Annotated in this window: 22 protein-coding genes; 14 read left to right on the top strand and 8 right to left on the bottom strand. The window is 58.1% G+C overall.

Features of this window, described 5'->3' with window-relative positions:
- Window positions 1-66 precede the first annotated feature (66 nt).
- Window positions 67-552, top strand: a complete 486-nt coding sequence (locus M9Q49_RS21265) for an HD domain-containing protein (protein ID WP_254510847.1) — start codon at window positions 67-69, stop codon at window positions 550-552.
- Window positions 553-912: 360 nt separating this feature from the next.
- On the opposite strand, the gene M9Q49_RS21260 is transcribed toward M9Q49_RS21265, so the two are convergent.
- Together M9Q49_RS21260 and M9Q49_RS21255 are read right to left on the bottom strand one after the other, a co-directional pair.
- The gene (locus tag M9Q49_RS21260; protein WP_254510846.1) at window positions 913-1200 is read right to left on the bottom strand and encodes a hypothetical protein; all 288 of its coding nucleotides are present in this window, start codon (window positions 1198-1200) and stop codon (window positions 913-915) included.
- Window positions 1201-1261: 61 nt separating this feature from the next.
- Window positions 1262-1732, bottom strand: a complete 471-nt coding sequence (locus M9Q49_RS21255; protein ID WP_254510845.1) for a DinB family protein — start codon at window positions 1730-1732, stop codon at window positions 1262-1264.
- Between the two features lie 289 nt (window positions 1733-2021).
- Between M9Q49_RS21255 and M9Q49_RS21250 the strand changes: the two genes are divergently transcribed.
- The 4 genes from M9Q49_RS21250 to xerC all read left to right on the top strand — a co-directional run bounded on the left by M9Q49_RS21250 (window position 2022) and on the right by xerC (window position 5519).
- Window positions 2022-2750: a hypothetical protein gene (locus tag M9Q49_RS21250; RefSeq protein WP_254510844.1), complete on the top strand. Its 729-nt coding sequence runs from the start codon at window positions 2022-2024 to the stop codon at window positions 2748-2750.
- A 182-nt stretch (window positions 2751-2932) separates the two neighbouring features.
- Window positions 2933-3943: a hypothetical protein gene (locus M9Q49_RS21245; protein WP_254510843.1), complete on the top strand. Its 1011-nt coding sequence runs from the start codon at window positions 2933-2935 to the stop codon at window positions 3941-3943.
- Between the two features lie 110 nt (window positions 3944-4053).
- The gene (locus M9Q49_RS21240; RefSeq protein WP_254510842.1) at window positions 4054-4416 is read left to right on the top strand and encodes a hypothetical protein; all 363 of its coding nucleotides are present in this window, start codon (window positions 4054-4056) and stop codon (window positions 4414-4416) included.
- 200 nt (window positions 4417-4616) lie between these two features.
- Complete coding sequence (xerC, locus tag M9Q49_RS21235; protein WP_254510841.1) at window positions 4617-5519, top strand: tyrosine recombinase XerC; 903 nt, start codon at window positions 4617-4619, stop codon at window positions 5517-5519.
- Between the two features lie 258 nt (window positions 5520-5777).
- Here xerC and M9Q49_RS21230 read toward each other — a convergent pair whose 3' ends face one another.
- Entirely contained in the window at window positions 5778-6410 is a 633-nt protein-coding gene (locus M9Q49_RS21230) for a response regulator (protein ID WP_254510840.1), read from the bottom strand.
- Window positions 6411-6929: 519 nt separating this feature from the next.
- On the opposite strand from M9Q49_RS21230, the gene M9Q49_RS21225 reads away from it, so the two are divergent.
- Window positions 6930-8333, top strand: a complete 1404-nt coding sequence (locus M9Q49_RS21225; RefSeq protein WP_254510839.1) for a sigma-54-dependent transcriptional regulator — start codon at window positions 6930-6932, stop codon at window positions 8331-8333.
- 83 nt (window positions 8334-8416) lie between these two features.
- On the top strand, window positions 8417-9286 hold the full coding sequence (locus tag M9Q49_RS21220; protein ID WP_254510838.1) for a hypothetical protein: 870 nt from the start codon (window positions 8417-8419) through the stop codon (window positions 9284-9286).
- A gap of 9 nt (window positions 9287-9295) precedes the next feature.
- On the opposite strand, the gene M9Q49_RS21215 is transcribed toward M9Q49_RS21220, so the two are convergent.
- Window positions 9296-10135 (bottom strand): hypothetical protein, encoded by an 840-nt coding sequence (locus M9Q49_RS21215; RefSeq protein WP_254510837.1) that lies wholly within the window; start codon window positions 10133-10135, stop codon window positions 9296-9298.
- A 264-nt stretch (window positions 10136-10399) separates the two neighbouring features.
- On the opposite strand from M9Q49_RS21215, the gene M9Q49_RS21210 reads away from it, so the two are divergent.
- The 4 genes from M9Q49_RS21210 to M9Q49_RS21195 all read left to right on the top strand — a co-directional run bounded on the left by M9Q49_RS21210 (window position 10400) and on the right by M9Q49_RS21195 (window position 18764).
- Window positions 10400-11992, top strand: a complete 1593-nt coding sequence (locus M9Q49_RS21210) for a class I SAM-dependent methyltransferase (RefSeq protein ID WP_254510836.1) — start codon at window positions 10400-10402, stop codon at window positions 11990-11992.
- Window positions 11993-12095: 103 nt separating this feature from the next.
- Entirely contained in the window at window positions 12096-14621 is a 2526-nt protein-coding gene (locus M9Q49_RS21205; RefSeq protein WP_254510835.1) for a hypothetical protein, read from the top strand.
- Window positions 14618-17242: a hypothetical protein gene (locus M9Q49_RS21200; RefSeq protein ID WP_254510834.1), complete on the top strand. Its 2625-nt coding sequence runs from the start codon at window positions 14618-14620 to the stop codon at window positions 17240-17242. The genes M9Q49_RS21205 and M9Q49_RS21200 overlap by 4 nt, the downstream gene beginning before the upstream one ends.
- Window positions 17235-18764 carry a toxin-antitoxin system YwqK family antitoxin gene (locus M9Q49_RS21195; protein WP_254510833.1) on the top strand — a complete coding sequence of 510 codons (1530 nt, stop codon included), beginning with the start codon at window positions 17235-17237 and terminating at the stop codon, window positions 18762-18764. Before M9Q49_RS21200 ends, M9Q49_RS21195 begins: the two co-directional genes overlap by 8 nt.
- A gap of 175 nt (window positions 18765-18939) precedes the next feature.
- On the opposite strand, the gene M9Q49_RS35505 is transcribed toward M9Q49_RS21195, so the two are convergent.
- Window positions 18940-19071, bottom strand: a complete 132-nt coding sequence (locus tag M9Q49_RS35505) for a hypothetical protein (RefSeq protein ID WP_261365080.1) — start codon at window positions 19069-19071, stop codon at window positions 18940-18942.
- A gap of 6 nt (window positions 19072-19077) precedes the next feature.
- On the opposite strand from M9Q49_RS35505, the gene M9Q49_RS21190 reads away from it, so the two are divergent.
- The 3 genes from M9Q49_RS21190 (at window position 19078) to M9Q49_RS21180 (ending at window position 21471) form a co-directional block, all read left to right on the top strand.
- Entirely contained in the window at window positions 19078-19422 is a 345-nt protein-coding gene (locus M9Q49_RS21190; protein WP_254510832.1) for a hypothetical protein, read from the top strand.
- A gap of 473 nt (window positions 19423-19895) precedes the next feature.
- A complete protein-coding gene (locus tag M9Q49_RS21185; protein ID WP_254510831.1) occupies window positions 19896-20225 on the top strand; it encodes an Hpt domain-containing protein in 330 nt (109 codons plus the stop codon).
- 106 nt (window positions 20226-20331) lie between these two features.
- A complete protein-coding gene (locus M9Q49_RS21180) occupies window positions 20332-21471 on the top strand; it encodes a transglutaminase-like domain-containing protein (RefSeq protein ID WP_254510830.1) in 1140 nt (379 codons plus the stop codon).
- Window positions 21472-21480: 9 nt separating this feature from the next.
- Here the strand turns inward: M9Q49_RS21180 and M9Q49_RS21175 are convergent, their stop codons facing one another.
- From M9Q49_RS21175 to M9Q49_RS21165, 3 genes are read right to left on the bottom strand one after another with little or no spacing between them, the layout of a single operon-like run.
- On the bottom strand, window positions 21481-24339 hold the full coding sequence (locus M9Q49_RS21175) for a PVC-type heme-binding CxxCH protein (RefSeq protein WP_254510829.1): 2859 nt from the start codon (window positions 24337-24339) through the stop codon (window positions 21481-21483).
- 23 nt (window positions 24340-24362) lie between these two features.
- Window positions 24363-25223 carry a hypothetical protein gene (locus M9Q49_RS21170; protein ID WP_254510828.1) on the bottom strand — a complete coding sequence of 287 codons (861 nt, stop codon included), beginning with the start codon at window positions 25221-25223 and terminating at the stop codon, window positions 24363-24365.
- 28 nt (window positions 25224-25251) lie between these two features.
- On the bottom strand, window positions 25252-26280 hold the full coding sequence (locus tag M9Q49_RS21165; protein ID WP_254510827.1) for an ROK family protein: 1029 nt from the start codon (window positions 26278-26280) through the stop codon (window positions 25252-25254).
- Window positions 26281-26294 lie beyond the last annotated feature (14 nt).

Genomic DNA, 26294 nt, shown 5'->3' with positions numbered 1-26294 from the left:
GATTGGGCGAGTGCACAGCGATTTGGGCCCGTATCCTCTCTCTCATGCTCGCTGTAATATCGGCGCATGAGCGAAGTAATCGAGCAACGAGCAAAAGCATTTGCCGAAGAACGGCACGCCGATCAACGCTACGGCAGCGAGCCGTATGTCACGCATCTTGCAGCGGTGCGAGCGGTCCTCTCGTCGTTTGCCATCACGGGGCCCGTCTGCGTGGCGGCATGGCTGCATGATGTGCTCGAGGATACACCCACGTCGCGTGAGGAACTCGAAACCGAGTTCGGCCCGGAGGTGACCGCGCTCGTATGGGCAGTCACCGGCGTTGGCAAAAATCGCAAAGAACGGAACGCCTCGGCCTACGAAAAGATTCGCGCGCTGCCCGCGGCGGCCACTCTCAAACTAGCCGACCGCATCGCCAATGTGGAAGCCTCGCGGAGCGCGCCGGACAAGCTGAAGATGTATCGCTCCGAGGCCGCAAACTTTGAAGCAGCGCTAGGTGCCCTCGGCGAACCTCGCATGTGGTCGCATCTGCGAACCTTACTCGCAGAGGGATAATGCATCTCGCACGTCACAACCCGCGGCGTCAGCCAGGGATTGGGCGAGGGAAGTGTGTTTCTTGACTAACACCACTTCAGAGCACAATCTTCCCACAAGCGCGTTGGAAGTCGCAGGATTCGCCCCAAAGCATTTTCTTTTTCGCATCGCACTCTCTTAGCCACCAGCTAAAGCTGGTGGCAAACTCACAAGATTCTCTCGGCTTTAGCCATTCCGTGCGTCATTTCAATCCGATGGCTAAAGCCGAAGTGTTATTCGTTTGTTCCACCAGCCAAAGCTGGTGGCTAAGAATTGCGAGCAATTTCGCAGGTAGAAATGAATTGCAATTCTGCGATTAGCGGCTACGGATGCCCAAACATCTCATTGAGCAAAGGTATTGGAAATCATTACATCGGCGTCGGACGGGCCGCCGGTGATTGTGATGGAATTGCTGTTGTGCTCAACCGCGTAACCTTCGCGGATCAAGAAATCTTCAATCGCGACAACAGTCATCTGGCTCAGGGGATACTGGGCCCTGCCTCTCCACATGTCTACGTTCGCTGCCAGGCTACTGCGATCGCGCAGCCATGCCAGACTCACGCACAGCAAGAGAATCACCAGCGCGATTTCGCGCAGTGTGAATTTCAGACCTTTCCAACACGTACGCATCGAGTTCACCTAGGTTATGAGCGTTGCCTTCACTCGCGGAACCCCTGGCTGACGCCGCGGGTTAGGACTGGAGTGGCTCTACCTCACGGGCGTAGGTGATGTAATCGGTGCTCGGCACGGCGCCGCCGTGGCGGCCGAGGATTTTGGCGATTTGGCCGCGGTGGTACGGGCCGTGGGTGAGGACCTGCGTGAGGATGTCGATGATCGGCGTCGTGAAGGGATCGCCTTTCATGTTGCGATACGACACGATCTCGGTCAGGCCTTCGGCGGCGAGCGGCGTGACGAAGTCGCGATAGCCGGCCGCGTTTTCTTCTGCCAGGCGACTGCAGTCGTCGAGCGCGATCGTCGGCCAGACGCTGAACTGCGGCGTGCGCTGCAGGAGTCGCGATAGCCAAACGTGTTCCGCAGCGAGAATGTGTGCGTAGAGCGGCAAAGCTTCCGCATGCGCGGGTGGGCAATCGCGCACGGCGGCGAGCGTTTGCTGATCGGCCCAGGTCATGTAGCGGAACATGCGTAGCAGGTGTGGTTTCATGGCGATTTGAATGGAGTGCGAAGTTGTATCTCAACATTTTAGGTGCGCGCGGTTGGCTGAAAAGGTAGCCCGCAGCGTGAGCGAGGGTTTGGGCGAGTGGAACCGTAGTCTTGGCAACGTGCGACAGCTCCAATCGCGAAGGCTGTGCTGCCGCACGTTGGGTGGACCTAATGGGTGCGCGCCCAAACCCTCGCTCACGCTGCGGGCTACCTTTTGGCAGACCTAAGTTGTCCTGCGAGCTGCTTCAATCTGGGGTGAGAGTCCATTCACCCCAGATTGGAGAGTCAGCATGAGCGGGAAGGTTGCGAGCAGTGTGGAGGATCTGAAGCAAGCCAGCGAACAGATTCCCACGGAGCGGGATTGGGAAATTTATCGCTGCGTGAAGATCGAGCAAGCGTCGACGCGGCAGGCGGCTGAGATCTATGGAATTTCTCAGACGCGCGTTTGCCAGATCGTGGCCGAGACGTCGGCGTATGTCGCAGCGGCCACGCCGCTCTTGAGCAAGGACGACGAGGCCCGGCAGCTGGTGGCAGCGAAACAATTCGCAGCTGATCGGCTCGACTACTTGTACGGCGAGGCCCTCCAATGCTTTCGCCGTTCGCAGCGGACCGAAACGATCGAGCGTAAGTCGCACGAATCAGGCAAACCGGGCTGCACCACGACTCGCTACAACCACGGCGACGGCCGGTATCTAGCCCTCGCCGCCCGCTTGGTCCTGCTGGGAAAGTCGCTCCCCACGCCGCAGCAAGTAGTGGCCGAAGTCGGTAGTCAGCACGCGAGCGAGCCAGCGATCGAGCAGAGCCGACTCGAAAAAGACTGTTCACTTTCAACGGCTGAACAGCGTGAACAGGCGTCAGCAGAGCCTGTGGAGAAGTCGGCAACTGCAGCTGCCATGATGAGTTGCGTCGACCAGTCGCGCAGTGACCAGGCGGCCAAAAGTGTTGCGCCGCGAACTGTTCAGAAAGGAGCTGGCAGCAAGCAAGCGACTCGGCGGGAGGCGTTTTTTCAGACGGGATAGTCGGCTCCCTGGAGTACCGAGGAGAGGGAGCTTGAGATTGGCGCGCGGAGGCATCGCTAGCGAACCGGACAAACAAAGTTTGATTGGAGCGGTCAGGCAAACTTTGCCGATAATGCCGACACTGCGGGTGAATTGCGCTGCTGCTACAGCGGTCGTCATCGCGCGGTGAGGGGTATCGGTGCATGCACTCGTCGTTACGAACTTCCGTTTGGCTTGCTATCAGCGCCCTGGTTGCGCTGCTATCGGGCTGCGCGGCCGTGCCGACGCGGCATGTCTTGCCTGAGTTTCATAACCCGTTCCCGCAGCTGCATCGCATCGCGATCTTGCCGTTCTTCAATCAGTCGACCGAACCGACAGTCGATGGCGATGCCATCGCGCTGGCTTACTACAACGAGCTGCAAGCGATCCAGGGCTTCGAAGTCATGCCCGTGGGTGTGACCAAGCGGTTCCTCGAAGCGAGTCGCATGAGGCCGTCGACGGGGAGTGATTTTCAAGAGCTCGCGCGACTGATGCGCGTCGACGCAGTCATTGTTGGCAGTGTCACCGATTACTCGCCTTACTATCCGCCGCGCATCGGTCTCTCGGTCGATTGGTATGCTGCCAATCCGGGCTATCATCCGATCCCCGCAGGCTACGGCTTGCCGTGGGGCACTGCTGACGAAGAGTTCATTCCGAACAAGCTAGTGAAGGAAGCAGAGTTCGCACTGGCGCGTGAGCAACTGAAAACACAAACGCCAGCGTACGACGAACGGCAGTTCAATCAACAACGCGTCGATCCGGCAAAATATGTCGAAAACGCCGGAAAAAACGGCAAAAACGCAGTCGGCTCAGGAACCGCATCACTTGCAGTCAATGGCAATGGCGGCGCAGCAGAGCCAGTGCCGCCATGGCCTGATCCGCGCGGCTTTGTGCCTCTCGCGCCATCAGCAAGCCCGCCAGGTTTGCGCCCGCAGTACGAGCCGATCATCACGCACACTCGTTTGTTTCACGGACAAGACGGAGAGTTCACGCAGCGACTCGAAGCCTACTATGAGTCGCGCGACGATGCCCGTTTCGGCGGTTGGCAAACATATCTTCAACGTCCCGCCGACTTCGTCCGTTTTTGTTGCTATTTGCACGTGACTGAAACGCTCGCAGCGAGAGGTGGGGCTGGGGAATCGCGAGTGTTGTGGCGCTGGCCCATTAGTCGATAGGGAAGAGGTTACCGGAATCCTCTTTCGCCAGTCTCCCCCGAGTTCACCGCTGTGGTCCCCGTTCAACCACAGCAGTGATAGCGCTGGCAGCCCCCAGGAGATCCAGCTCCGTGAGTTCAGACATCAATGTGCTAGCGCTGGTCAAAGGCGAAGAGCGTTACATCTTCCTGTTCGATGATGAGCGCCGTGCCGAAGCCCTGCGGACCCTCGGTCGTTTTGCTTCGAATCCCGAGCTGAGTTTCAGCTGGTACGACGCGGCTGTTCTCAGCCAGCGCATTCGCAGCACCGTGCCGGAAAATGAACAAGCCGCCGAACAGTCGCACGAATCGCAAAATGATGCGATCGAAAAGCGGCATCCTGGCGTGCTGCCGGGAGCTTCCGGATCGTCGGCGGTTCCCCGCCCGCACAGCCGGCCGCGGTTCAATTTTCCCGTCGCCGACAGCGCGAGTGAGCTGGCTGACGACGAGTTATAAGCTGCGGCACACGACGGCGCGCATTGACGCAGTCACTGTGATCCATGCGTGCCGAGCCGCGTTCTTGCGGGCTCGGAGAATCGTTAGCGCGCGAATCATTAGTGCGCGAGGCGAATTTCGGCTAACCGCGTCACGGGTCCCAAGTGTCGCGCCCGTTAGGTTTCGTTAGAAATGTTTCCGTCGCGCCGCCGGTAATGGTTATGCAAGCCGCGATTCTGCAGTTTCTCCGGTTTCTCGAGGTCGAACGGAACGCGGCCGAGCTCACGGTTAAGTCGTATCGCGAGGATTTGACTGCCCTCGACGAATACTTGGGCCAAGCCTACGAACGGCCTGCAGATCCCGCGGAAATCACGCCTCTCGATCTGCGCGGCTATGTTTCGGCCATGCATGAAGCGGGCTATGCGAAGACCTCGATCTCGCGGCGACTCGCGTCCCTTCGCACGTTCTTCAAGTTTGCTCAGCGCGAAGGGATCGCCAGCGCCAATCCCGCAAAACCGTTGCGGAATCCCCGCCGCGATCGCAAATTGCCGCACTTTCTCTCGAACGAAGAGATCGGCAAACTGCTCGACGCGCCCCCCGCAAATGCGATGGGCTTACGCGATCGCGCGATCTTAGAAACGACTTACTCGGCGGGTCTCCGCGTGAGTGAAGTCGTGGGCATGAACAGCGGCGATCTCGACCTCGTGGAAGGTATCGTCCGCATCCGCGGCAAAGGCCGCAAAGAACGACTCGCGCCGCTCGGTTCGTTTGCACTCGGTGCGCTCAAGCGTTGGCTGAAAGAACGGGTCCTTTCTCCCAAGGAAAAACAAGGACCGCTGGCGCCGATCTTCACGAATAAGTTCGGCCGGCGACTCACGACCCGCAGCGTGGCTCGCATGCTGGAAAAATACTTGAAAACAACAGGCCTCGATCGGCGAACCACGCCGCACACGTTGCGTCATTCTTTTGCGACGCATCTGCTCGACCGCGGCGCTGACATTCGCAGCGTGCAAGAGTTGCTGGGTCACAAGAGCCTGGTGACCACGCAAATCTACACGCACGTCAGCACCGCAGGCTTGAAAGCCGTGTACGAGCGCGCTCATCCGCGAGCGCGCATTTCGTAACGATCTTGGAGGCGCGTCAGTCGCTAACTCGGCAACGATGGTTTGGCGCGTACGGGCTGCATGGCGATTACAAGAATCGCGCAGCAGTGCCGCTGGGTCCAAGGCCTTGGTTGCGAGTCGGTGAGTGACTGCACCTCAGTTTCTAGGACGGCATTCCTAGGGGAATGTCACTCCACGAAAAAGCCTCCGGCAAAACCGGAGGCCTTGGGAGAGTCAAAGCTGCAGGTCAATGTTGTTGTGCGAGCAAACCGAACAGGCCTAAACGAGGCCCTTTTTCACGGCCCAAACAGCTGCTTCGGTACGATCGCCAGCTTCGAGCTTGCGAAGGATGTTTTGCACATGCTCCTTCACGGTTTCGATGCTGATTTCGAGCGACTTGCCGATCTCGCGGTTGCTGAGACCGAGAGCCACATGACGCAGCACTTGGACTTCGCGATTGGTGAGCGGAATGTCGTCGTCGTAGGTCGGGCGACGGCGAGCCATCGTGTTGCGGACGCGGCCCAGCAAGCTATCAGCATCTGGCGGCAGGCCAGTGTGAGCGCGGTTGATGGCGCCCAAGATGACGTCGCGAGTGGAGTCCTTCAAAAGGTATCCAGCAGCGCCCAGGGCAACGGCCCGCGCGATGTAGGTGGGGTTATCGTGACCGGTGAGCATGACGACCTTAGTCCGAGGACTGCGATCGATGATTCGTTCTAGCGCCTCGAGACCGTCGGTCTCCGGCATTCGCACATCGAGCAACACCACGTCTGGGTGGTGCTTAACCGTTGCTTCAATCGCCTGGTTTCCGGTTGAGGCCTCGGCCACAACCTGGATATCCGAACCTTCCAGCATCGATTTGACGCCGGTGCGGATAACCTCGTGGTCATCGGCGATCAGCAAACTAATGGTCATAAGCGGCCCTTCTATATTCCGTTGGTTGATTCAGTAAAGTCAATCCAGCCGACTCAATCTGCAAAGCAAAATCTGCACCCCCACATCTGCTCACATTGGCGTTTTTCTTCCCGTAGCTGGAGCTCTGACAAATACTAGGAATAATTCTTACCGAGGTAAATCCGCCAAGTGAGAAATTCGCAGACATCGACCTAGATATCCTACGCTTTTGCGGGGGTAAAGCGAGGGAAAATCCGGTTGTATCGAAAAAATGCGGTTTCTCCGCCGTTCAATTGCGGAATTACAACTCAGTACAGCGGTTACGCTTACTACCGCAATTCGTATGAATCCGTTGCTAATTCGCAACGAGTTGCGTGCAATTTGACCACCGCGTCAGTGTGACCTAAATATCCCACGGACGCACTATTGTTCCGCTGATAGCACCGCGCTTCAAGGGCGGGACGTACCCCGTCAGCACCAATCTGCGGGGAATCGCACTTCGTTTACCGGGTTTCGGCCCTACTGCCTGAAAAGAAATCTATGGCTACTGCTGCACGCGACAATACAAAGCCGGGCCGTCTCCTGCTGGTGGACGATGATGTTCACTTGCTGGATTCGATGTCGAGCTGGCTCCGCGAACAGGGGTATTTTTGCCTGACCGCGCGAAGCTGCGCGACGGCTCTCGAGCAACTGCGCAAAGAACAGTTCGACCTCGTGATCGTCGACATTCGTCTCGGCGATGACGACGGCTTTGATGTGTTGGCGTGGGTGCGCCAAAACCGTCCTGAACTGATGGTGGTTTTGCTAACGGGCTATGGAACAGTCGAGACCGGCATCGAAGCGCTGCGCGCCGGAGCATTCGATCTTTTAACAAAACCGTTAATCGATGAAGAATTAGAAATGTCGATTCAGCGAGCACTTTCGCAGAATCGCGTGCTCGTCGAGAACCAGCAGTTAAAGAAGCAACTCGACCTGCGGTTCGGTTTAGAGAGCATCGTTGGTCACGATCATCGCATGCAGCGGGTCTACGACCTGGTCGATCGAATTGCCGATACTCGCGCGACGGTTTTGATTACCGGCGAAAGTGGTACGGGCAAAAGCTTGCTGGCCCGCGCGATTCATCGCCGCAGCAGCCGCCGCGATCAGCAGTTTGTCGAAGTAGCTTGCGGAGCGATGCCCGAAGCGCTGCTCGAGAGCGAATTGTTCGGCCATGCCGCCGGTTCGTTCACCGGCGCCGTGGGTGAAAAGATTGGCAAGTTTACTCACGCCGACAAGGGCACGATCTTCCTCGACGAAATCGGGACCGCATCGCCGACGCTGCAAGTCAAGTTGCTCCGCGTGCTGCAAGAGTTCTCGTTCGAACCGGTCGGCAGCACTAAGACGATCAAAGTCGATAGCCGCGTGATCCTCGCCACGAACGAAGACCTGAGCGAAGCCGTCGCCGACGGCCGCTTCCGCCAGGATTTGTTCTATCGCGTCAACGTCATCAATATTGAGTTGCCGTCGCTGCGAGAGCGGATCGCCGATATCCCGTTGCTGGCCGCGCACTTTCAAGCGAAGACCTGCGAAGAAGCGGGCCGTGTGGCCGATGGTCTGACCGATGAAACCCTGCAAGCGATGCAGCGGTATAACTGGCCAGGCAACGTCCGCGAATTGCAGAACACTATCGAACGGGCTGTGCTGCTCGGTCGCGGCAACAAGATCACGCTCGAAGATCTGCCGCCGCAGATCGCGGCTGGTCAGCCGGTGAATCTCGATCAACTTAGCGGCAAGGCTTTGAAAGAAGCGATGTCGGTTCCCGAACGCGCGATCATTCTCGAAATGCTCGAGAACAACCGCTGGAATCGCAACGCCACCGCGGACGCGCTGGGCATCAACCGCACGACGCTTTACAAAAAGATGAAGCGGCTCGGCATCGATAAGTTGCCGCAAGCCCAGCATTAGTCTTCAGCGCTGCAAATTTGCATCGCGCCGGCAAACGCGGTATGACGGTTGAACTCTCACCGTCATTTTCCGCGAGCCCTCTCATGAACCTCCGCCGACACTTTCTTGTCCTCTCTCTGTGCTTGCTCAGCAGCTTCGCCACGGCTCAAGAAGCCGCGAAGCAATCGCCGCCGAAAGGTCAGCGCGTCTTCTACACCGGCCACAGCTTTCACATGTTCGTGCCGGATATGGTCGAACGGATGGTGCCGCTCGCCAAGATCGAGGGACACAAACTGGCCGGCAAGCAAGGGATCGGCGGCTCGAAGGTGATTCAGCATTGGGATCTCCAGGATGAGAAGAACAATGCTAAGAAGGCGCTTCTGACGGGTGAAGTCGATGTCTTCACCATGGCGCCACACTTGATGATTCCCGATCCGGGCATCGACAACTTTGTGGAACTCGGCTTGAAGCACAATCCGAATCTGCGACTGCTGCTGCAAGCCTCGTGGTATCCCTACGACGTGCCTCCTACGGCGGAAGGCTTTATTCGTGACAACGCAGCCCGCGACGCCGCGAAGATTCCCGCCCTGCAAGCTCCGGTCGATGAATGGCGGAAGAAGCTCGAAGAGCAGACCGATGCTTTGAACAAGAAGTACGAGAAGGAAGCGGTCTTCATCGTGCCCGTCGGCGATGCGGTGGTGAAACTCCGCTCGCTGATTGTGGACGAGAAGTTTCCGGGCATCACCAAGCAATCGCAACTCTTTCGCGATCCGATCGGCCACGGCAATGGTCACGTGATGGCACTGGCGGCGTATTGCAACTTCGCGGCTATCTATCGCCAGAGTCCGGAAGGACTGCCGCTGAACATCGAGCGGAGCGTGAGCGAAGAGCAGAACGCGATCTTGCAGCGGATCGCCTGGGAGACGGTTTCGCAGTATCCCTACAGCGGCATCGAGAAGCCGCGCGCGAAGTGAGCTTAAGAACTACGCTCGGGAACGAAAGGCCATTTCGGGATGCGCTTCGCTGGTCGCTGCGCCTTCGCCAGCGCGAATGCGCAGCGCAACCAGCAGTCGGCGACGAAAGGTGCGCCACGGCACCGCGACCAGGCGGTGCAACTCGATCCACCAGGGACGATCCTTGACCTCGGCTCGAATGTCGCCAAGTTCATCGCGCAACACATGCTTCCGCAAATGATAAAGGTCGCTCTGTTGCAGGCACCGAATCAGCAAGGACGGCAGGCTGAACATGCCCAGCATGCCGGTCGAACTCATCTGCGAAATCTGGAAGTCGAACAAGTAGGGTTTACCGTCGTCGCCGATCAGGATGTTTTCGGTTTTGTGAAGATCGGTGTAAGCCACGCCGCGGCCGTGCAACTGTTGCAGCAGCGATCTTAGCTTCCCGAAGAACCCGGCCGGCACTTTTTGACCGGTGAGAATCTCGCCGGGAATAAACGTTCGCGCGACCGCATTGCGGCGGAGCGAGCCGGCTACGTACACGGGGCCTAGTTCAGTCGGAATGCCCTCGATGCCGGCCAGGCGTTGCATCACGCTCCGCTCTTGGTGGGCGAGAATCGAGCCGATCAGGCTCCCCGGAAACAGAAAGATGGATTGCTCGCGATTGAACTTACAAACGATTTGCCGCTCGCCAGCCGCATACAAGCCCGTAGCTGCCCAAGTGTCGTGCTTGAAGGTTTCGAGCAACTGATACTCTGCGCCCTGCACGACGACGGTGCTTGGCAAATCCTGAGCGCCGAGCGCGCGAAGGACGGGAGGACGCTCGCGAATTTCTAGCGCAGCCGATGGCAGACACATTCCATTCGACATCTCGCAGCCTCCGTCATAATTCAGCTAGCGGGAAGAATGCATCCTTCCCCGATATAAGGATTCTTCGGCATTTCCGCTGCGAACTGAAAGGCCTTTGATGTGGGGGAGTCGAGTTGTAACCGTCTCAGCGCACCATCTTGTCGCAACATCGATAAGGCTTAACTGTTTGGCAAAATTTAACGGCTCCATTGCGATGTCACCGTAAGAATCGGGTAGAGTTTGTTGCTCCTCTTTTGTCCGCTGCAGCCCTTAAAGGATTTGTTGATGTCGTCGCCTAATGCTTACGACGAAGTGCTGTACGAAAGCCATCCCTTTGCCCAGACACATCCGAACCGGCTGGCGACGATCGGCAAACTCTTCGGCATGACGCCGGCGCCGCTCAACAAGTGCCGGGTGCTCGAACTCGGCTGCTCGAGCGGTGGCAACATCCTGCCGCTGGCCGAGCGCTATCCCGATAGCGAGTTCGTCGGCATCGATGCTTCGGCGCGGCAAATTGCGCTCGGCAAAGAAACGCTGAACGCCCTGCAGTTGAAAAATCTCTCGCTGCTGCACGAAGACATTTTGAAGTTCTCGAAGCACTACGGCCAGTTCGATTACATCATCACGCATGGCGTCTTTTCGTGGGTGCCAGCCAATGTGCAAGATGCGATTCTGCGCATCTGCCAGGAGCATCTGTCGCCGAACGGCATTGCGTATATCAGTTACAACACCAATCCGGGTTGGCGGCTGCGCGGCATGATTCGCGACATCATGACCTACCGCGCCCGCAACATCAGCAATCCCGCCGAAAAGCTCCGCGAATCGCGGGCCCTGCTCGACTTTCTCGCCGAGTCGGTTTCGACCAAGAACAACGCGTATGGCATTCTGCTGGCCGATGAGGTGAACCACATTCGGCCGAAGCAGGATTGGTATCTCATTCATGAGTATCTGGAAGAAGTCAACGAGCCTGATTACTTCCATCAATTCATGGATCGCGCCCATTCGCACCAGCTGCAATATTTGGGCGAAGCCGATTACAGCACGATGCTGGCCAGCAATTTTCCGCCGGAGGTAGAAGCGACGCTGAAGAAGCTCGCCAATGACATCATTGAGACCGAGCAGTACATGGATCTCGTGCGCAATCGCCTCTTCCGACAGACGCTGCTATGTCATAAAAGCGCGGTACTCGATCGAACGATTCCGGCGGAGCGGATTTTTGATCTGTATGTTGCTTCGTCTTCGGAAGCCGAAGGTGGCAAGGACTTTGACCCGCGCAGCTGGGATCCGGTGACATTCAAACGCCCTGGTTCCACCCTCACGACTAAAGAGCCGCTGCTGAAAGCCGCGATGCTGGAGTTGCGGGCGGCGTGGCCGCGGCCCATTCAATTTCGCGAGCTCTTGTCGGCAGCCCGCGGCCGGTTGCATCCCGGTTCGCAGGTGATTGATGCCGAGCGGGCCGCCAACGATGCGAAGAATCTCGCCCGGCCGTTATTGCGTTGCTACGCGACGACGCACGTCGACCTGCATGCCGACCCGCCGGATGTGGCTTCGGTCGTTCCAGAACTGCCGGCCATCTCGCGCCTCGCGCAACTGCAAGCCAGTCAGCCCGGCGCAGTGACCAATCTGCAGCACGAAGTGGTGCAGCTCGGCGATTTCGAACGGCAGGTTGCCAAACTTCTCGATGGCACACGCGATCGGCAGGCCGTGATCGAAACGTTGGCGAAGCTCGTCGCCGACAAGACGCTCGTCGTGCATGAAAAGGGTAAGCCAGTCACCGATATGGATCAGATTCGCGTGATTCTCTCGAAGGTGCTGGAAGATGCTTTGCCGGCGCTCGCGCGGAAACACTTGCTGTTGCCGGCAAAAGTTGCGGAATAACTGCCAGAGTTCCGCACGAAGTAACCGCAGTGAAAGTTTGACCCGTCCCGTGCTGCTCGATTAAACTCCAGCCGGGGCAACTTTCTTTCCGGCTTACAGCGGCATGATTCTGCGCGCGCTCTCCAACGCAGCCAGCGCCCGGCTTCCTCGGTCGGCGTTTGCTCGCGCGCTGTTGCTTGTCTTAATCTTTCTGGCGCTGGTAGTCGGTGCCTACCGCGTCTATCTTTCCCGTCGCAACGCCAACGAGCGACTCGCAGCCTGGCAGGCCGAGCGTGCTTGGGACGAGCGGCTTGCAGTCACGGTTGACATGCGTTCCGAACAACCTCTCCAGCTGAAGGAGTGGATGAAAGAATGGCAACGGCAGACCGGCGTGCCGTTGTACTTGGCGGCAGGTACCAAGTTGATTGTCACGAAAGACCTCGTTCGTGTTTACTTGCCGCCGATGAGTGCTCGTGAGTCGCTGCAAGCGTTGTCGCGACTCTCGGGTTATCTCGATTGGATTCCACAGGCGGATGGCAGGATCATGCTCACGGCCAATCCTGAGTTGTTTCCGCTGGAACTGAGAACCTATCCACTATCGCGCAGTGGAATTCCGCCCGAGCATTGGGCCACGATGCTCGAAACAGCGCATATCGATTGGTTTTCGGAGCCGAATGCGATCATTGCCGTGCCCGGCGCGTTGCAGGTCAGGCAGCGCCGCTCCATTCAACTGGAGATCGAGCAATGGCTGCAAAGCATGGCAGCAGCGGAAGAGCGAGTTCGACAGTTGGCGGTCATTTCATCGAACGATCCGGCTTGGCAGCAGCATTGCATCAGCGCCGATCCCGCGGCAATGCAACGGGCCCTGGCGGCGCTCGATCAACGAGTTGATTTGCAGTTCGAAGATCAGACATTCGATCAATTGGCCTGGCAACTCTCGCGACGAGTCAATTTCCCCATCGTCCTTGATACGAAATACACCCGTGAGTTTCCGTTTGCGAGACCGCGCAGGGGAGTGAACGTTGATGTTCAACAAGCTACGCTCCGCACACTGGTTGAGGAGGCAACGTCGATCGATTGGCTTGGCGACATCGGGCTGAGTATCTCACCCACCGGCGATGGTCGAGCACTGGTGATCCGCGGGAGAACCACAGGATCGAAAGATTTCAGTCAGCCGACCTGGCTGTATCCGATTGGCGACTTGCTGCATGGTGACAAGCCGTTGTCGTTCGGTGAACTCAGCGAACTAGTCAGCATTTCCATCACGAAGATGGATTCGCGCCGCGGAACCGAAGAGAAAATGAGTCGCTTTGGCGATTCGTTAGTCATCACTAGTTCTCCGCAAGGACATCAGCAAGTTCGCGAGTTGCTCGCCGCGATTCGCCGTGCACTGGCCGGATACGGCCCGTCTGAGCGCCCCGAGTTGCCGCCGCATCCCTTGCAAAAACAGCTCGAGCAACCCGCCGAGCTGATTTACCTCAACGTTCCAATCGCTGAGATCGCTGCGGATATTGAGAAACGCTTTCACTTGCCCGTGAAGCTGAGTAAGAAAGTGACCGAAGGAAATTTGTCCGGTGAAGGCCTGTGGTGCCATTTGCCAGAGCAGCCGCTCGGCGACAATCTGCGGCGGTTGCTCGAGCCCTACTTTCTGGCCGTCATCGTCAAGGACGATCATTTGCTGATCGCCGCGCAGGACGAAGCGGCACGTGGCAACGACGGCACAGCGCTCGCCCTCGAAGTGCATGACTTGCAATCATTGACGGCTGGAGCACCCGCGAGGAACGAGCAGATTCAGCAGTTAGTTCACAATCTCGATCCTTACATTTGGCGACTGAATGGGGGCGAAGGGCAGACTTACCGGTTGGGCGATCTACTGGTGTTGCAACATTTTCCCCGCGTGCTGTCGCGCACACGGCCCATTTTTCAGGCCCTGCGTGAACACAACTTCTTGCAGCCCGCCGAAGTGGCGGCGCTCGCGGCCAAGAATCAATCGGCTCCTTTCCTGCGAGGAGAATTGCTGCGAAACCAATCGAACGATCCTGCCTTCAGCGACTTGCAACAGCAATTGCTGACGACGCGCGATTCGGTCACCTTGCCCGACGTTACCGTGCGCGAAGCCTTATTGGAGATCGCTCGCAAACATCACTTGCCGGTCGTGAACCCAGGTTCGCTCTATGTCGATGTGAACCCCGATCAAAGGGTTTCGCTCACGGCGACCGATCAGCCAGTGGCCCAAATCCTGCGACAGTTGCTGCGACCGGGAAGTTTCAAAGAATGGATCGTCGTGGGTGGCGTGATCCAGACCTGGGATCGGCAGTCCACCATGGCCAAGGGTAGCGTGAGAGACTGCTGTTTGTTTGATGTGGCTGACTTGGTGAAGCCAGCAGGGCCATTGCAGCCGGGGCAATTGCTGCGAACGCTAAATAAGAACTGGCAAACATCTCGCTCAGGTCGTGCGGAGTATCGTTTTTGTCTCGATCGTTTCTTGAGCGTGACCGCCCAGTTAGATGAGCTCGTCGAAATCCAACGCACGCTGCATGCACTTCGCACTGGTGAGTTGCAGTCGCTGCCTGTGGAAGAAGACGATGTGCGTCCCGAGTTGCCGCTGCCTGCGAGGCCAAAACCTATTCCACTGGATCCCTTTGGATGAGCAAGACGCCGCAAAAACCGCTCCGTTCCGTCTGGCGCTGGCTCATTGTCGCGGCGCTGCTGAGTGCGCTCACGGTAATTGGCTATCGCTGGATTGCGGAACGATCGCGCCTGGCACGCCTGGCCGAGGAGTACAACGCCGCAGTCAAGTCGCGCCAGCGATTTCAAACGGAAGTGGTCTTCGCCGATTCGAAGGCGACATCGCTACTCGACTTGTTTGCGGGTTTCAAGCAACAGACCGGCATCGAGGTCCATTGGCGCTCGGATAGTGCGGAGATGAAGCGATATCTGAAGGCGCCGATTGATTGCCAGTTGCCGCCTCTGACTGCCTTCGAATGGCTCGAAACCGTGGGGAAGCTGCGCAACTTCACCTGGCGAGAACGCAGCGACGGGAATGTGATTCTCTACGGTGAAGTCAAAGATGAACCGCGTTACTGGCAGAACTATGCCCTGCCGGATGGTCCCCAGATATCGGTTGATGAATGGCTGGACCTGCTCACTTCGAAAATCGATCCTGATGAGTGGGATTCTGTCGGTGGACCGCGTGCAGCGGAGGAAACGCCGGCTGGCGTTACAACGTATCAACCGCTCCGCGGCCACCTGCGTACGGAGCGTTTTATGCAGCGGCTGAGCGCTGCCTGCCGGCAAGCAAAAGAGCGAGTTCCTGCGTTGAAGTGGAACGCAGTGGCCGGCGAGCCGATCTGCCTCGATTGCGATAGGGAAGCCTTTCAACGCCTGCAACAAGCCTTGGATTGCCCAATCATACTAAAAGCAGTCAACATGCCCTATGCGGAGTTTGTTGAACGGCTTAGTGCGCAAGCGAAGTTCCCAATCACTTCGCACGAGAACGAGGTGTTGGTTCGCAATACGCAAGAGGAAGTTGCCCATCAAGGTTTGATCAACTGTGAGCTGCAAGGAGTGCCACTCCGCGATGTGTTGCGCACCTGGCAGCCGAAGCTGCAGCTCGAATTTGCAATCGGCGCCGAGGGACGATTGCTCGTCATTTTTGATCGCAAGGACCGCCGACAGTTGTATCGGTTTGAGACGGAAACACTTTTTGCGTACCCGGTCGCGGATCTGGTCAAGCGCGATGGCGAGTACTTTATTGACGAGTTGATCGACTTAATCACGAACACGTTGGGTACTGAACTGTGGAAAGACGTCAGCGGCGCCGGTCGGATCAGCAGCTGCGCGGATGGAGAGTTGCTGCTGATATCACACAACTTAGAAGCTTGCGAGCCAATCTTGGAGCTACTTACGAAGCTGCGACAAGTTCGCAGCGGCGCGGTGCGTCACGCAGTGCTCTCGCCGATTCGGCCGCTCCCGGTAATGTTGCCGGCGATGCGAGAGCGGCTGGCCGAGGCAAAAGCAATTGACCTGCGGGCTGTGCGAGAGCCTGACGCTACGCAAACGAGCAACATTCGCATTCCTGCCGCCTTGTTCTCAGACGCCCGACGCGTGTGGGCGCATCTGCCGAAACGGCCGTTGCGGGAGAATCTGCAACTGCTGCTGGCCGCCAGTGATGTCGAGCTGCATCACCTGGAGCAAGTTACGGAACTGCGCGACGACGGCCACTTCGACGACTCTCGGCTGGAAGTGTGCGAGATCTTTGATCTGCGGCCGTGGCTGGCGACGCAACATACACCGTTGAGCGTCGGAGATTTGCTAACCGCCGCAGTGGACCCCGACAGTTGGCAGGACTTGGGCGGGCTTGGCAGCTGCGCTCAATTTCAAGAGACCCTGGTTGTCTGTGCACATCCGCGCGTCATGGCTCGCATCAAGCTGTTTCTGAAAGTGTTGGAGGAGTACACAGCGAGCGGCAACCAGCGTTGGCGAGGCCAGCAGTTGGCCGGCGAGGCACTTAACAGTCCGCTCGATTTATTCGGCGACAGCGACGCTGCGGCGATTCAGCGCGAGTGGTTTGTCGAGCGTTCGGACGAGCTACTCCAGAAGTTGCAGGAGAAGGCGACGTTCAAGATCGAGAGTGAATCGCGGGGTGATGCGCTGTTAAAGCTGGCCCGGCAATTTGATTTGCCACTGGTGCTTCAAGAAGTGCCCTACGGCCTCGATGGTGATGCGATTGTACCTGCCAATGCAACTACGGCACTCGACATCAAGGTGACCGATCTGGTCTCGATCGATGCGCAAGCACAGCCGCTCGTCGAAGTGCTGCAGCAGTTAATTGGCGATCCGCGTGAACAGCAGATTGTGGTCGTCGACGGCGTGGTGCGGATCGACAAGACCGGCGCCGAGCCGCAGCCGGACTGGGTAGCCCATTTGTACTGCGTTGATGATCTCGTCGCGCCGCGGGGAACATTGCTTCCCTTGCAACTTTCCCGCACTTTGGAAGAGGCTCAATATCCCATGGATTCTTCCGCAGCCAGTGCGCCGAGGCAGCCGGTTCTGAATGCACATTTTCAATTCGGCAACCTGCTGCATTGCTACCATCTTGGTACACCGGAAGTAAAAGCACGCATCGAGCAAACCTTGCGTGAACTGCGTAGCGGTCAGCGGAAGGCCTTGCCAGCGATGCCTGACGATCTCCCTTTCAATTCGATTCCGCAACGACGGCGTCCGTACAGGACGAGCCCGATTCCGGTCGTGGGAGAATTTCATGAGTGAAATTAATCAACCGGCCATCGTCGCCAAACCTTGGTACCGCCGTTTCAAACCATGGCAGTTCAGCCTGCGGACGCTGCTGGTGCTGATGGCGATTGCCAGCGCGGCGTGTTGGTATTACCTGTTGCCAAAGCAGCAAGACGAAAAGATCGCGGGCGGATACTTGGTGCTGCAGCGACAGTATCGGGGCGTGATGAACACGAACAATGGCAACGCGGGGTTTTCCACTCCGATTGAGGTTACGCATATCAACGACGGTTTTTGGCGGATCAAGGATCTCGAAGGAAACTTGCTCGTCGATGGTCACTATCGCCAGGATCAGCAGCATGGCTGGTGGACGACCTATCATCCCAACGGCCGAATTGCCGTGCAGGGGCGAATGCAGACCGGCGGGCGAATCGGGGTGTGGAAGACGTGGGACGTTGACGGCCAACAGGTGAGTGAAGTTACCTATGTGCTACACACTTCCGATCAATGGCTACCCCATCGGCGACAAGGACCGGCGAAGTACTGGCACGTGAGCGGTAAACTCGCCGCGGCAGGGAAGTTTGATCAAGATGAGCGCAGCGGCAAGTGGGAAGAATGGAACGAGCAAGGTGAACTCATCGCGGCGGGCGAGTATCAACAAGGAAAGAAGTCTGGCGACTGGCAGGAACGATCTGCCGAAACGCAGAAGCTCGTCGCGCGGCAATACGTATCTGGATTGCCGAAAGAGGTGTTCGACGCTCAGTTGGAGCAACTGACCAAACGGATCGAGCAGGGAGATATCGCGCAGCAGGTGACCTTGCTCAGTACCGCTGTTGACTTTGGTCCCGCCGCTTTGCCGTTGCTTGAAAAGTGGGCCGCGAAGAGGGAGCAGCCACACGTGCAGTTCGCGGCGATCTTGGCTGTGATCCAAGTCGGTGGCAAGAGCGAGCCGTTCGCAGCGGCCTTGGCGAATATCAGCGAGACCACGCCGCAATTGGCCGCGGCTGCGCGTTGGGAGAGCTATCGCCACATTCCGAATTCGCGGGAAAAGCACCTCCGACCTTTGCTTGAAGAAAGTCGCCAGTTGGCGATCAACTCTCCTGAGGCCGCCGTCGATTTGCTGCGCAAGATGTTCGCCGTCGATCCGCCGAACCGGTCGGCGATTTTTAACGAACTCCTCCCCATCGTCCGCACAAACTTTGGAAAAGAGCCGTGGAGTCTGCTGGGCGCGAGTGATCAACGACTTTCCACGGCCCCACTGCGGGCAACCTGGCAGACCGAAATCGCGCCGTATCTCGATGAGGCGCTCGATGATTCGCAACCCGAGAATCGCCGCGCTGCCGTCATGCTGATCCGCCAGATTCTCGCCGAGCGAGAAGAGTTTGCCCGATCGGCTTCGACACAGATGTCCGGCCTCTGGAAAATTCCGCCCAATCTGGTTCCCCTCGTGGAACGTGCTCGTCGCGACAGCGATCCGGATGTGAAGGAACTGGCCGAGAACGTGGACAAGGCGTACTTCTCGAAGGGCGGCTTCGGCGGCGGCGGTGGGCTGTTTTGAGAGTAGTTCTAAGTTTTGAGTTCTGAGTTCTGAGTTCTGAGACACCAAGAACGCAAAAAGCCCTCAGTCTTGCGACCGAGGGCTTCTTGTATGGTTACAGGCGAATCAACCAGCCGCAGTGGTATATGCGGCTGATAGTCGCTTGTGATTTACAAACTAGCCACCGCAACCGCAGCTAGGAGCAGCGGCGACGCAGCAAACCGGCTTGCAGCACTTGACTTTGCAGCACTTCTGCTTGCAGCACTTCGGTTGGCAGCATTTCGGCTGCTTGCAGCACTTGGTCTTGCAGCACTTCTGCTTGCAGCACTTCTGCTTGCAGCAGCTGTTTTCGCAACCGCAAGAAGGAGCAGCGGCGCAGGTCGGTTCAGCAGCGGCACAAGTCGGGGCAGCAGCGGCACAGGTCGGAGCAGGAGCGCTGCAAGTAGGAGCAGCGGCGGTGCAGCTCGGCGTGCAGCACGAAGGCTTGCAGCAACGGCTGTGGTGGCAACGAGCCTTCTTGTACTTCACGCAGCAGGTCGGCTGGCAAGAAGGAGCAGCTTCGCAGCCGCAACCACCGAGGAGTTCAAACGCCGAAGCGCTCGACGCGATACAGAACATAACAGCAGCAACACACAAACCAGCAATACGGCTCTTCATGGGAAACTCCAAAAACCAATAACACAGGGAGACGGAAACGGAAACAACGGGGAACTACGTGTCGCCGGAACCGCCGGCCCCGCGTCGCTCAAGGGTTGATAGTCCTCAAGGGAGTGCGGCAGCCGTGACTCTGACGTTCAGCGACTGAACCGGTAATTTGAATTACCGTTCTGAAGGTGCTATCGTCTACCCCGCTTTCCTTGCTTGACCAATCGGCACATTTCCAGCCATTTTCTCCAAGCCCCCGGGCCGCTTACGTCAACGGTCCGGATTGAGCCGAATGTGCCGCATGGGAGGCCATTGCTAGCAGTAATGTCTCTCTAAGCGCCCAGCTCGGCGGCGTTTCCTGCCGGGCTGGTTGCTGGCGGACCAATTCCGTTGACCTAGATTTGCTCGGGCAGGCTTCCCAACCGCCGCCGCTGGTGGCTGGGATTCAGAAACAGCGACTCGCAGTCAGTCACTGGCGGCGAGTCACATTGCGTGGAAGGGTTGAACATGGCGGCCGTCGCAACAGGTTATTTCTCCACTTACTGTCACGATCCGGACATGACGGAGCTCATCGAGCTCTTTGTCCAGGAGATGCCAGATCGACTGGCCGTGCTCGAGCAGCATCTCGAAGAAGCCAACTGGAGCGAACTCGCCCGGTTTGCCCATCAGCTCAAAGGCGCCGGCGGCAGCTATGGCTTTCCGCAATTGACGCCCGTCGCTTCCCGGCTAGAACAACTAGCCAAGCACACGGCGCCGGCCGCGGAACTCGAAGCGGCGCTCCATGATCTCGTGCTGGTTGCCGAACAGTTGCGAACGGGCGCGCCAGAGCCTGCTTAGTTCGTTTGCTTGGTTACAAATGTGCCTGGGCGGACATTTAGTCCTGGTGGTTTTGGGTTCGACAGCTACGATGAAGGCTGGCGGGGCTCGAACAAAAGGATAAGCAATGCTCAGGCGAACGTGGTTGCGGACAGCGGCGGCGTGCGCGGCAGTTGCTGCCTGGCCTTCTCAGCGCGGATGGTCAGGCTTGCAGGATGAGTCTTTCCTCGGTCCGACGCACAGCGTCACGCCCGTTGTGGGCGATGGCAAATGGATTTGGAACGAGCCGCCCAAAGATCAAACGGGTTATCTCGAGCCGCGAACCTTCGAGGTCTCGATCGGTCTCGAATTTCAGGGCAACGGCTCGGCGAGTCAGTTGAAGGCCACCACACCCGTCCCGAGCGAATTTCCCGAACAGAAAATCGAATCTCTCGAAGTATTGACCGAAGGCTGCGAAGCCCGCGTGCAACCACTCACCAGCGGTGCCGCTCAACTCGAACTAGCAGCCCCCGGCATCGCCAAGGGACAAGTCATCCGCGCCATCGCCAAGATGAAGCTGACGCTGCTCAAGCAGTATCACGGGTTCGCCAAGGAACAGTTTCCCGAGAAGCAACCGAAGCTGCCGGTTGATATCAAAAAGAACTACCTGCAAGATAGCCCGGGCATTCAAACCAGCGACAGCGAAGTTCGCAAAGTCGCCCAGGCCATCGCCGAAAAAAACAAGCATCCTTGGGATCAAGCCCTGGCCATCAGTGCTTGGATTCGCGAGACGATCAAAGCCCAAATCGGCGCTTACACGAGCGTGGCCAAAGCCATGCAAGCCAAACGGGGCGACTGCGAGGAGATGTCGGCCGTCTTTGTTGCGCTTTGCCGTTCGTTGCAGATTCCCGCGCGGCTCGTATGGGTGCCGAATCACAATTGGGCCGAGTGTTACCTGACCAATGACAAAGGCGAAGGCCATTGGCTGCCGGTCCACGTTGCTTGCTACGGCTGGTTCGGCTGGACCGGGGCGCACGAACTGGTGATCCAAAAAGGGGATCGTGTCGTTCATCCGCAAAAGGGAAACACACAGCGGCTCCTCGAAGATTGGATGCAATGGCAAGGCGCTCGGCCCGGCTTCCGCTTTATCGGCGAACTCAAACCGCTGCCACCGACGGGTTCAACGTCGAACAACGACGCCGGCCCCGGCGCACGCCGTAAGGAAAAGAACGGCGCGTGGCGACTGACCGGCGATCATCCGCTGGATAAGTACCTGCGGAATACCTAGGAAAGACGACTACGGCTGGAGCAAAAACTCCAGCAGATCGCGCAGTTCCTGCGCTGTCAGCGTCGCCGCTAACCCCTCAGGCATGATCGATTTTTCGCTGGCTTTTTTGTCTTCCACATCGCGCGGGTGCAGCTTGAAAATCTTCCCCTCGCTATCGGCGTAGCGAACCGTGCCATCGATTTCTTCGCCGACATACACGCCCGTCTTCACGGTGCCATCCGCCGCTTGAATTACCCACGGAGTGAACTGCGGCGCGATCTCACGGCTGGGATCGACAATCGATTGCAACAACCGCTCGCGCGTCATCGATTTTGCCACCGTCGATAGATCAGGCCCGATCTTGCCACCGCGACCTTTGTACTCGTGGCACTTGAAACAGCTGGCGACCTTGGGATGAAAGAAGAGTCGTTCGCCGACGGTGGGATCACCTTTCCCTTCGGTGAGCTTTTGCCACGCCGCTTGATCCTTCGGTTCAGGCCTTGTCGCGGGTGTCTTGGGTTCAAGCACTCGCTTCAGCAATTCGCTGTAGCGCACATCCACTTGCCCCATGGATATCAACAAGTCGCGGGTCTCCGGCTCGGACAATTCGGAACCCGTCAGCATCCGTAGCGATTCCATTCGCAACGGATTGTTTTTGGCTTGGTGTGCGATTGCCAGCAGCAGCGTACGATCCTGCTTGTCTGTAGCCGATAAGGCCAGCAATGCTTCACTGCGGAGTTGTACGTCGCCGGTTTCATCGCTGGCAATCTCGCGCAGTCGCGCGAGTGCCTCATCTCCCCCGCGCAATCGCAAGGCGCGAACCGCTTCGCGCTGCAGCGTCTTGTCTTCCTGCTTCGACAGATCGACCAAAAACTTGGCCGACAGATCAGCATGATTCGGCGAGACCATCCGCAAAGCCATGATCTTGGCAGGCACGCTCTTGGAATTAGAAATCAAAAACTTCGCGGCAAAATACTCGCCGGTGTTTTCATGATTACGACCGGAAAGACGATCGAGAGCGAGCAGCAGGGCTGCAAAGTTACGGCTGTTGTCGGCTTCTTTTTCCATCTGCTTTTCGAGCTTGGGAACGAGATCCGTCAGCTTGCTCTCGGCGGCCCAACGGATGCCGATAAAACGCAGATCCGCATTTGCGGCATCTAATAGGTTAGGAATAATTACTCTCGAGTTCGGCGCGTCAACCTGCTGAAGTGCCGCTGCTTCCCAGATATCGAGTGGCGACACCTTTCCAGTGCGAATGGAGTTCTGCAGATCCGGCGGGAACGTTCGGTAAGCGGCAAGTTGCAACCAAGGATCCGCATAGATGGTTGCAGTGGGAAGTTGCTGCATATCTAGCGGCGCGTTGACCGCAATGACTGCCTGCAACAGCTCTGGCTTATCCGCGAGCTTACTCAAGTCGCCAATATCGCTGACAACCTTCTGGCCCAGCCTTTCCAACTCCGCTTTTTCTGCCGGCGTAAGTTGCTTGCGTTGTTCCTCTTTGAGGGAGAGCTCGTGAAAGCGGGCGAGAGTGACGAACAACTGTGGTTGAAGCCGTGCGATGGTTTCTGCTGGTTGCCCCCCTTCCAAATACGGGACGTCGGAAAAGCTTTGCTTCGCGGCCGCCGATCGCGCTCGTTCATTTTTGTCGGTAGTTGCGATCTCAATCGCCTTCTCGCGAGTCAACTTCCGCGCCGCCGCTTCTCGCCAAGGACGATGCGGATGGGCCAACGCGAGCGCGGGATCATCGCTCAGCGGTTCGCGCTTCTGGGGATTCTTGGCTCGCAGGTGCCAGATGCGGCCCTTGCCGTGAATCGGGTAGCTCTTGTCGACCCAATCACTCATGAAGAGCGAACCATCGGGGGCCAGCGCCAGACCGACGGGGCGGAAGTTTTGATCGCCGGTGACAACGGGCTTCATCGTCGCCGAGAACGAAGCGCCGCGTGGCTGTAGCGTGAAGCGTTCCAGCCGATGATCGCCCCAGCTGGTGACGAGCAATTCGCCGCGGTATTCGGCCGGCAGATTGTCCGACTCATATGCCATCACCGCGCAAGGTGCTTCGCCAGTACCGGCCACCATCGGCAACGTTGCCGGCAATTCGCCGTTCCAAGCCGTGAATGGCGACACTCCCTTGCGGCCGTTGCGAAAGCGAAAGCCATAGTCGCCACCTTCGACGACATGCAGTAACCGGCACGGCGGACGCGAATCGGGATCGTTGTCGACCGTGAACAGCCGGCCGTAGGTATCGAAAGTCACATGGAAGGGATTCCAAAAGCCAGTTGCCACCAGCCGCAGATTCTTGCCGGCTGGGTCGCAGCAATAAATGTTGCCACCCTCGCTGCCGCCGCTTAGGCCTTTGTCATCACTGCCGCTGATCTTGTAATCGGCGCCCAGGTTTTCACCGAAGCCAAAGTAGATATTGCCGCTGAAATCGAGAGCAAAACCCGACAGACCGTTATGCGGGTAGTCGCCCTTGGTATCGAGCTTGACCAAATCGGTTCGCTCTTCGGCCTTACCATCGCCGTCTTTGTCGCGCAGGCGAAAGATCTGCATCCGCGTGGCGACCAACATCGACCCATCGACCTCGAACGCGATGCTCATCGTGTTCCGCAGGCCGGTGTAAAACTCGTCGACCTTGTCGGCCCGGCCATCACCATCGGTGTCTTGCATTCGCAGAATGCGATCGAGCTCCGGCCGGTTGTATTCCTTCGGCCTGAAGTGCGTGTTGTTCTCGACAACGTAGACGATCCCTTTTTCATCGACCGCGATTCCCGTCGGCGTGGTCACCTGCGGATCGATCGCAAACAACTTGATTTCGAGCCGATCGTCATGAATCTTCGGCGGATTCGGATCGGCGGCGAGGAGAGAGAGAACGATCAGGAGAGAGTGCATAGCTGATTTCCACGAATGCTGACTTACGGAGAGTCCCCGATGCTAACCTGCTGTGTCGCGCGCGGCAATGAACGGAGGCGATAGCCGGCAGATCGCAAGGCCAAGGCCAGCATCGTTGCAGTCACGGCGGGCCCCGCGACGGTCGTTATCAGATGCCGGATCATTTCCCATTCGAATGGAAACCAGCCGGCAAATTGGAAGTAGCCAGCGATCGCCACAGGCTCGACCAACCACACGATCACCAGGACCAGCGTCGCCCAAATCAGCCGCGGCCTGAGCCAGAGTATCGCCGGCAAAACGGCCACGGCGATGGTGCTGGCATGCAAAAAGAGGATTGATTCGTAGCTCTCGGCCCATTGTTTCTGCCACTTAATGCGAGCCAAGCCGAACAGCACTGCGACAATCGCGGTCAACAGAAAAAGTTGGCTCAGTTTGAACTGCAGCGGCGCTTCGTCATTTGTTTGAGTGACGCGACTCGACGAGCGCGTGTTTCGCCAGCCTGTCAGCCAGCGCAGCAGAGCCGCAGCGGCCAACGAGCAAGCCGCGGCCTGATAGTCGACATCGCTGAGAATTTTTAATTCTGGAATGATCGTTTGCTCCAGTCGCCACCCGTGCCAATAAATCCCGAGGACTTGCGACAACCGCAGCGGCACAAAGAGCGACAGTGTGATGACAATCCGCCACCACAACGGCGCATCGGCCAGCATCAGCCACGTGACCAGGCAACTGGTGCTGGCGATTGCTGACGCTTCCACACAAGCGCCCGGCCAGGTTTGCAGATTGATCGGCATCCAGACAAAGGCGAGGCACCGCCAGACGAAGTGGAGCGCGAGCATCGCACCCAGAAACCAGAAAGCAGGCCATTCTGGTTGCGTTGGTCTCACGGTTCACCGAGAGAAGAGAGAGAAATTGCTAGGCTGTCGCCGCGAGCGCCAGCGCGCCGTGGACCACTGTCAATTCACCAAGCTCCGCAGGAACTAGTCGATAAGAACCGCGCAGGGCGGGAAAGACATACCGTTCGATCTGCTGACCGAGGGGCTCGAAGAAAGTCTGCTCGCCCGCGAGCGACACACCGCCACCGACCACGACTACTTCTGGCGCGACAAGCGTAATCGTCTGCGCAATCGCCCAACCGAGCACCTGGCAAGCGTGATCGTATACATCGCGAGCGATGTCGTTCCCTTCATTGGCTGCCTGCGCGATGATCTTGGCCGTGAGTTTTTCTGGATCCTGCTGGCAACGTTGCAAGAGATCGGCGATGTATTCGCGCTCTGTTTCAGCCACGAGCGTCATTCGCTGCAAAATCTGCTGTCGATGATCAGCCGTGACACCGCCGCTCAGTACTTCCAGCCGACGCGATACTTCGCCGCTGATGCGCGCGAGCGCAGTCGCGGCAATGCCCCAGCCGCTGCAATGCGACTCGACCGTCATCTCCGGACGATCGTCGTGCAAACCAGGCCGCAGATGACCAATCTCGGCAACGGCAGGTCGACCACTGCCGTGCACCTTGCCGCCCAGAACCAAACCGCCACCCACGCCGGTGCCGACCGTGACATAGAGCAAGCTTTGGCTGCCACGACCTGCGCCGAACTTCCACTCGGCGAGCGCGGCCACATCGCAGTCGTTGCCAATCACGGCAGGAAGCTGAAAAATCTCCTGGCACCAACGGACCAGCGGAAAGTCCTCCCAACCGTCGATCTGATGGCTCTTCGTCACCACGCCAGTCGCTGCGTTACACGGCCCACCAAAGCCGATGCCGATCCGCTGAATCTTGTGCCGCTGCAGCAGCGCACTGCCGACCGATTCGATGCTATCGAGAATGCCCGCCGCGCCGCGACGAGCATCAATGTCCCGCCGCTCGATCGCAGTTAGGTGAGTGTTCTTCCCATCGCTCACGCCCAGCTGCAGCTTCGTGCCGCCAATTTCGATGCCGAGAAACATGCAGACTCCGGAGC

Source organism: Anatilimnocola floriformis, assembly GCF_024256385.1.
Lineage (GTDB): Bacteria > Planctomycetota > Planctomycetia > Pirellulales > Pirellulaceae > Anatilimnocola > Anatilimnocola floriformis.
Note: the sequence above shows the minus strand (reverse complement) of the source record. Positions and strands in the feature narration are given on the sequence as shown.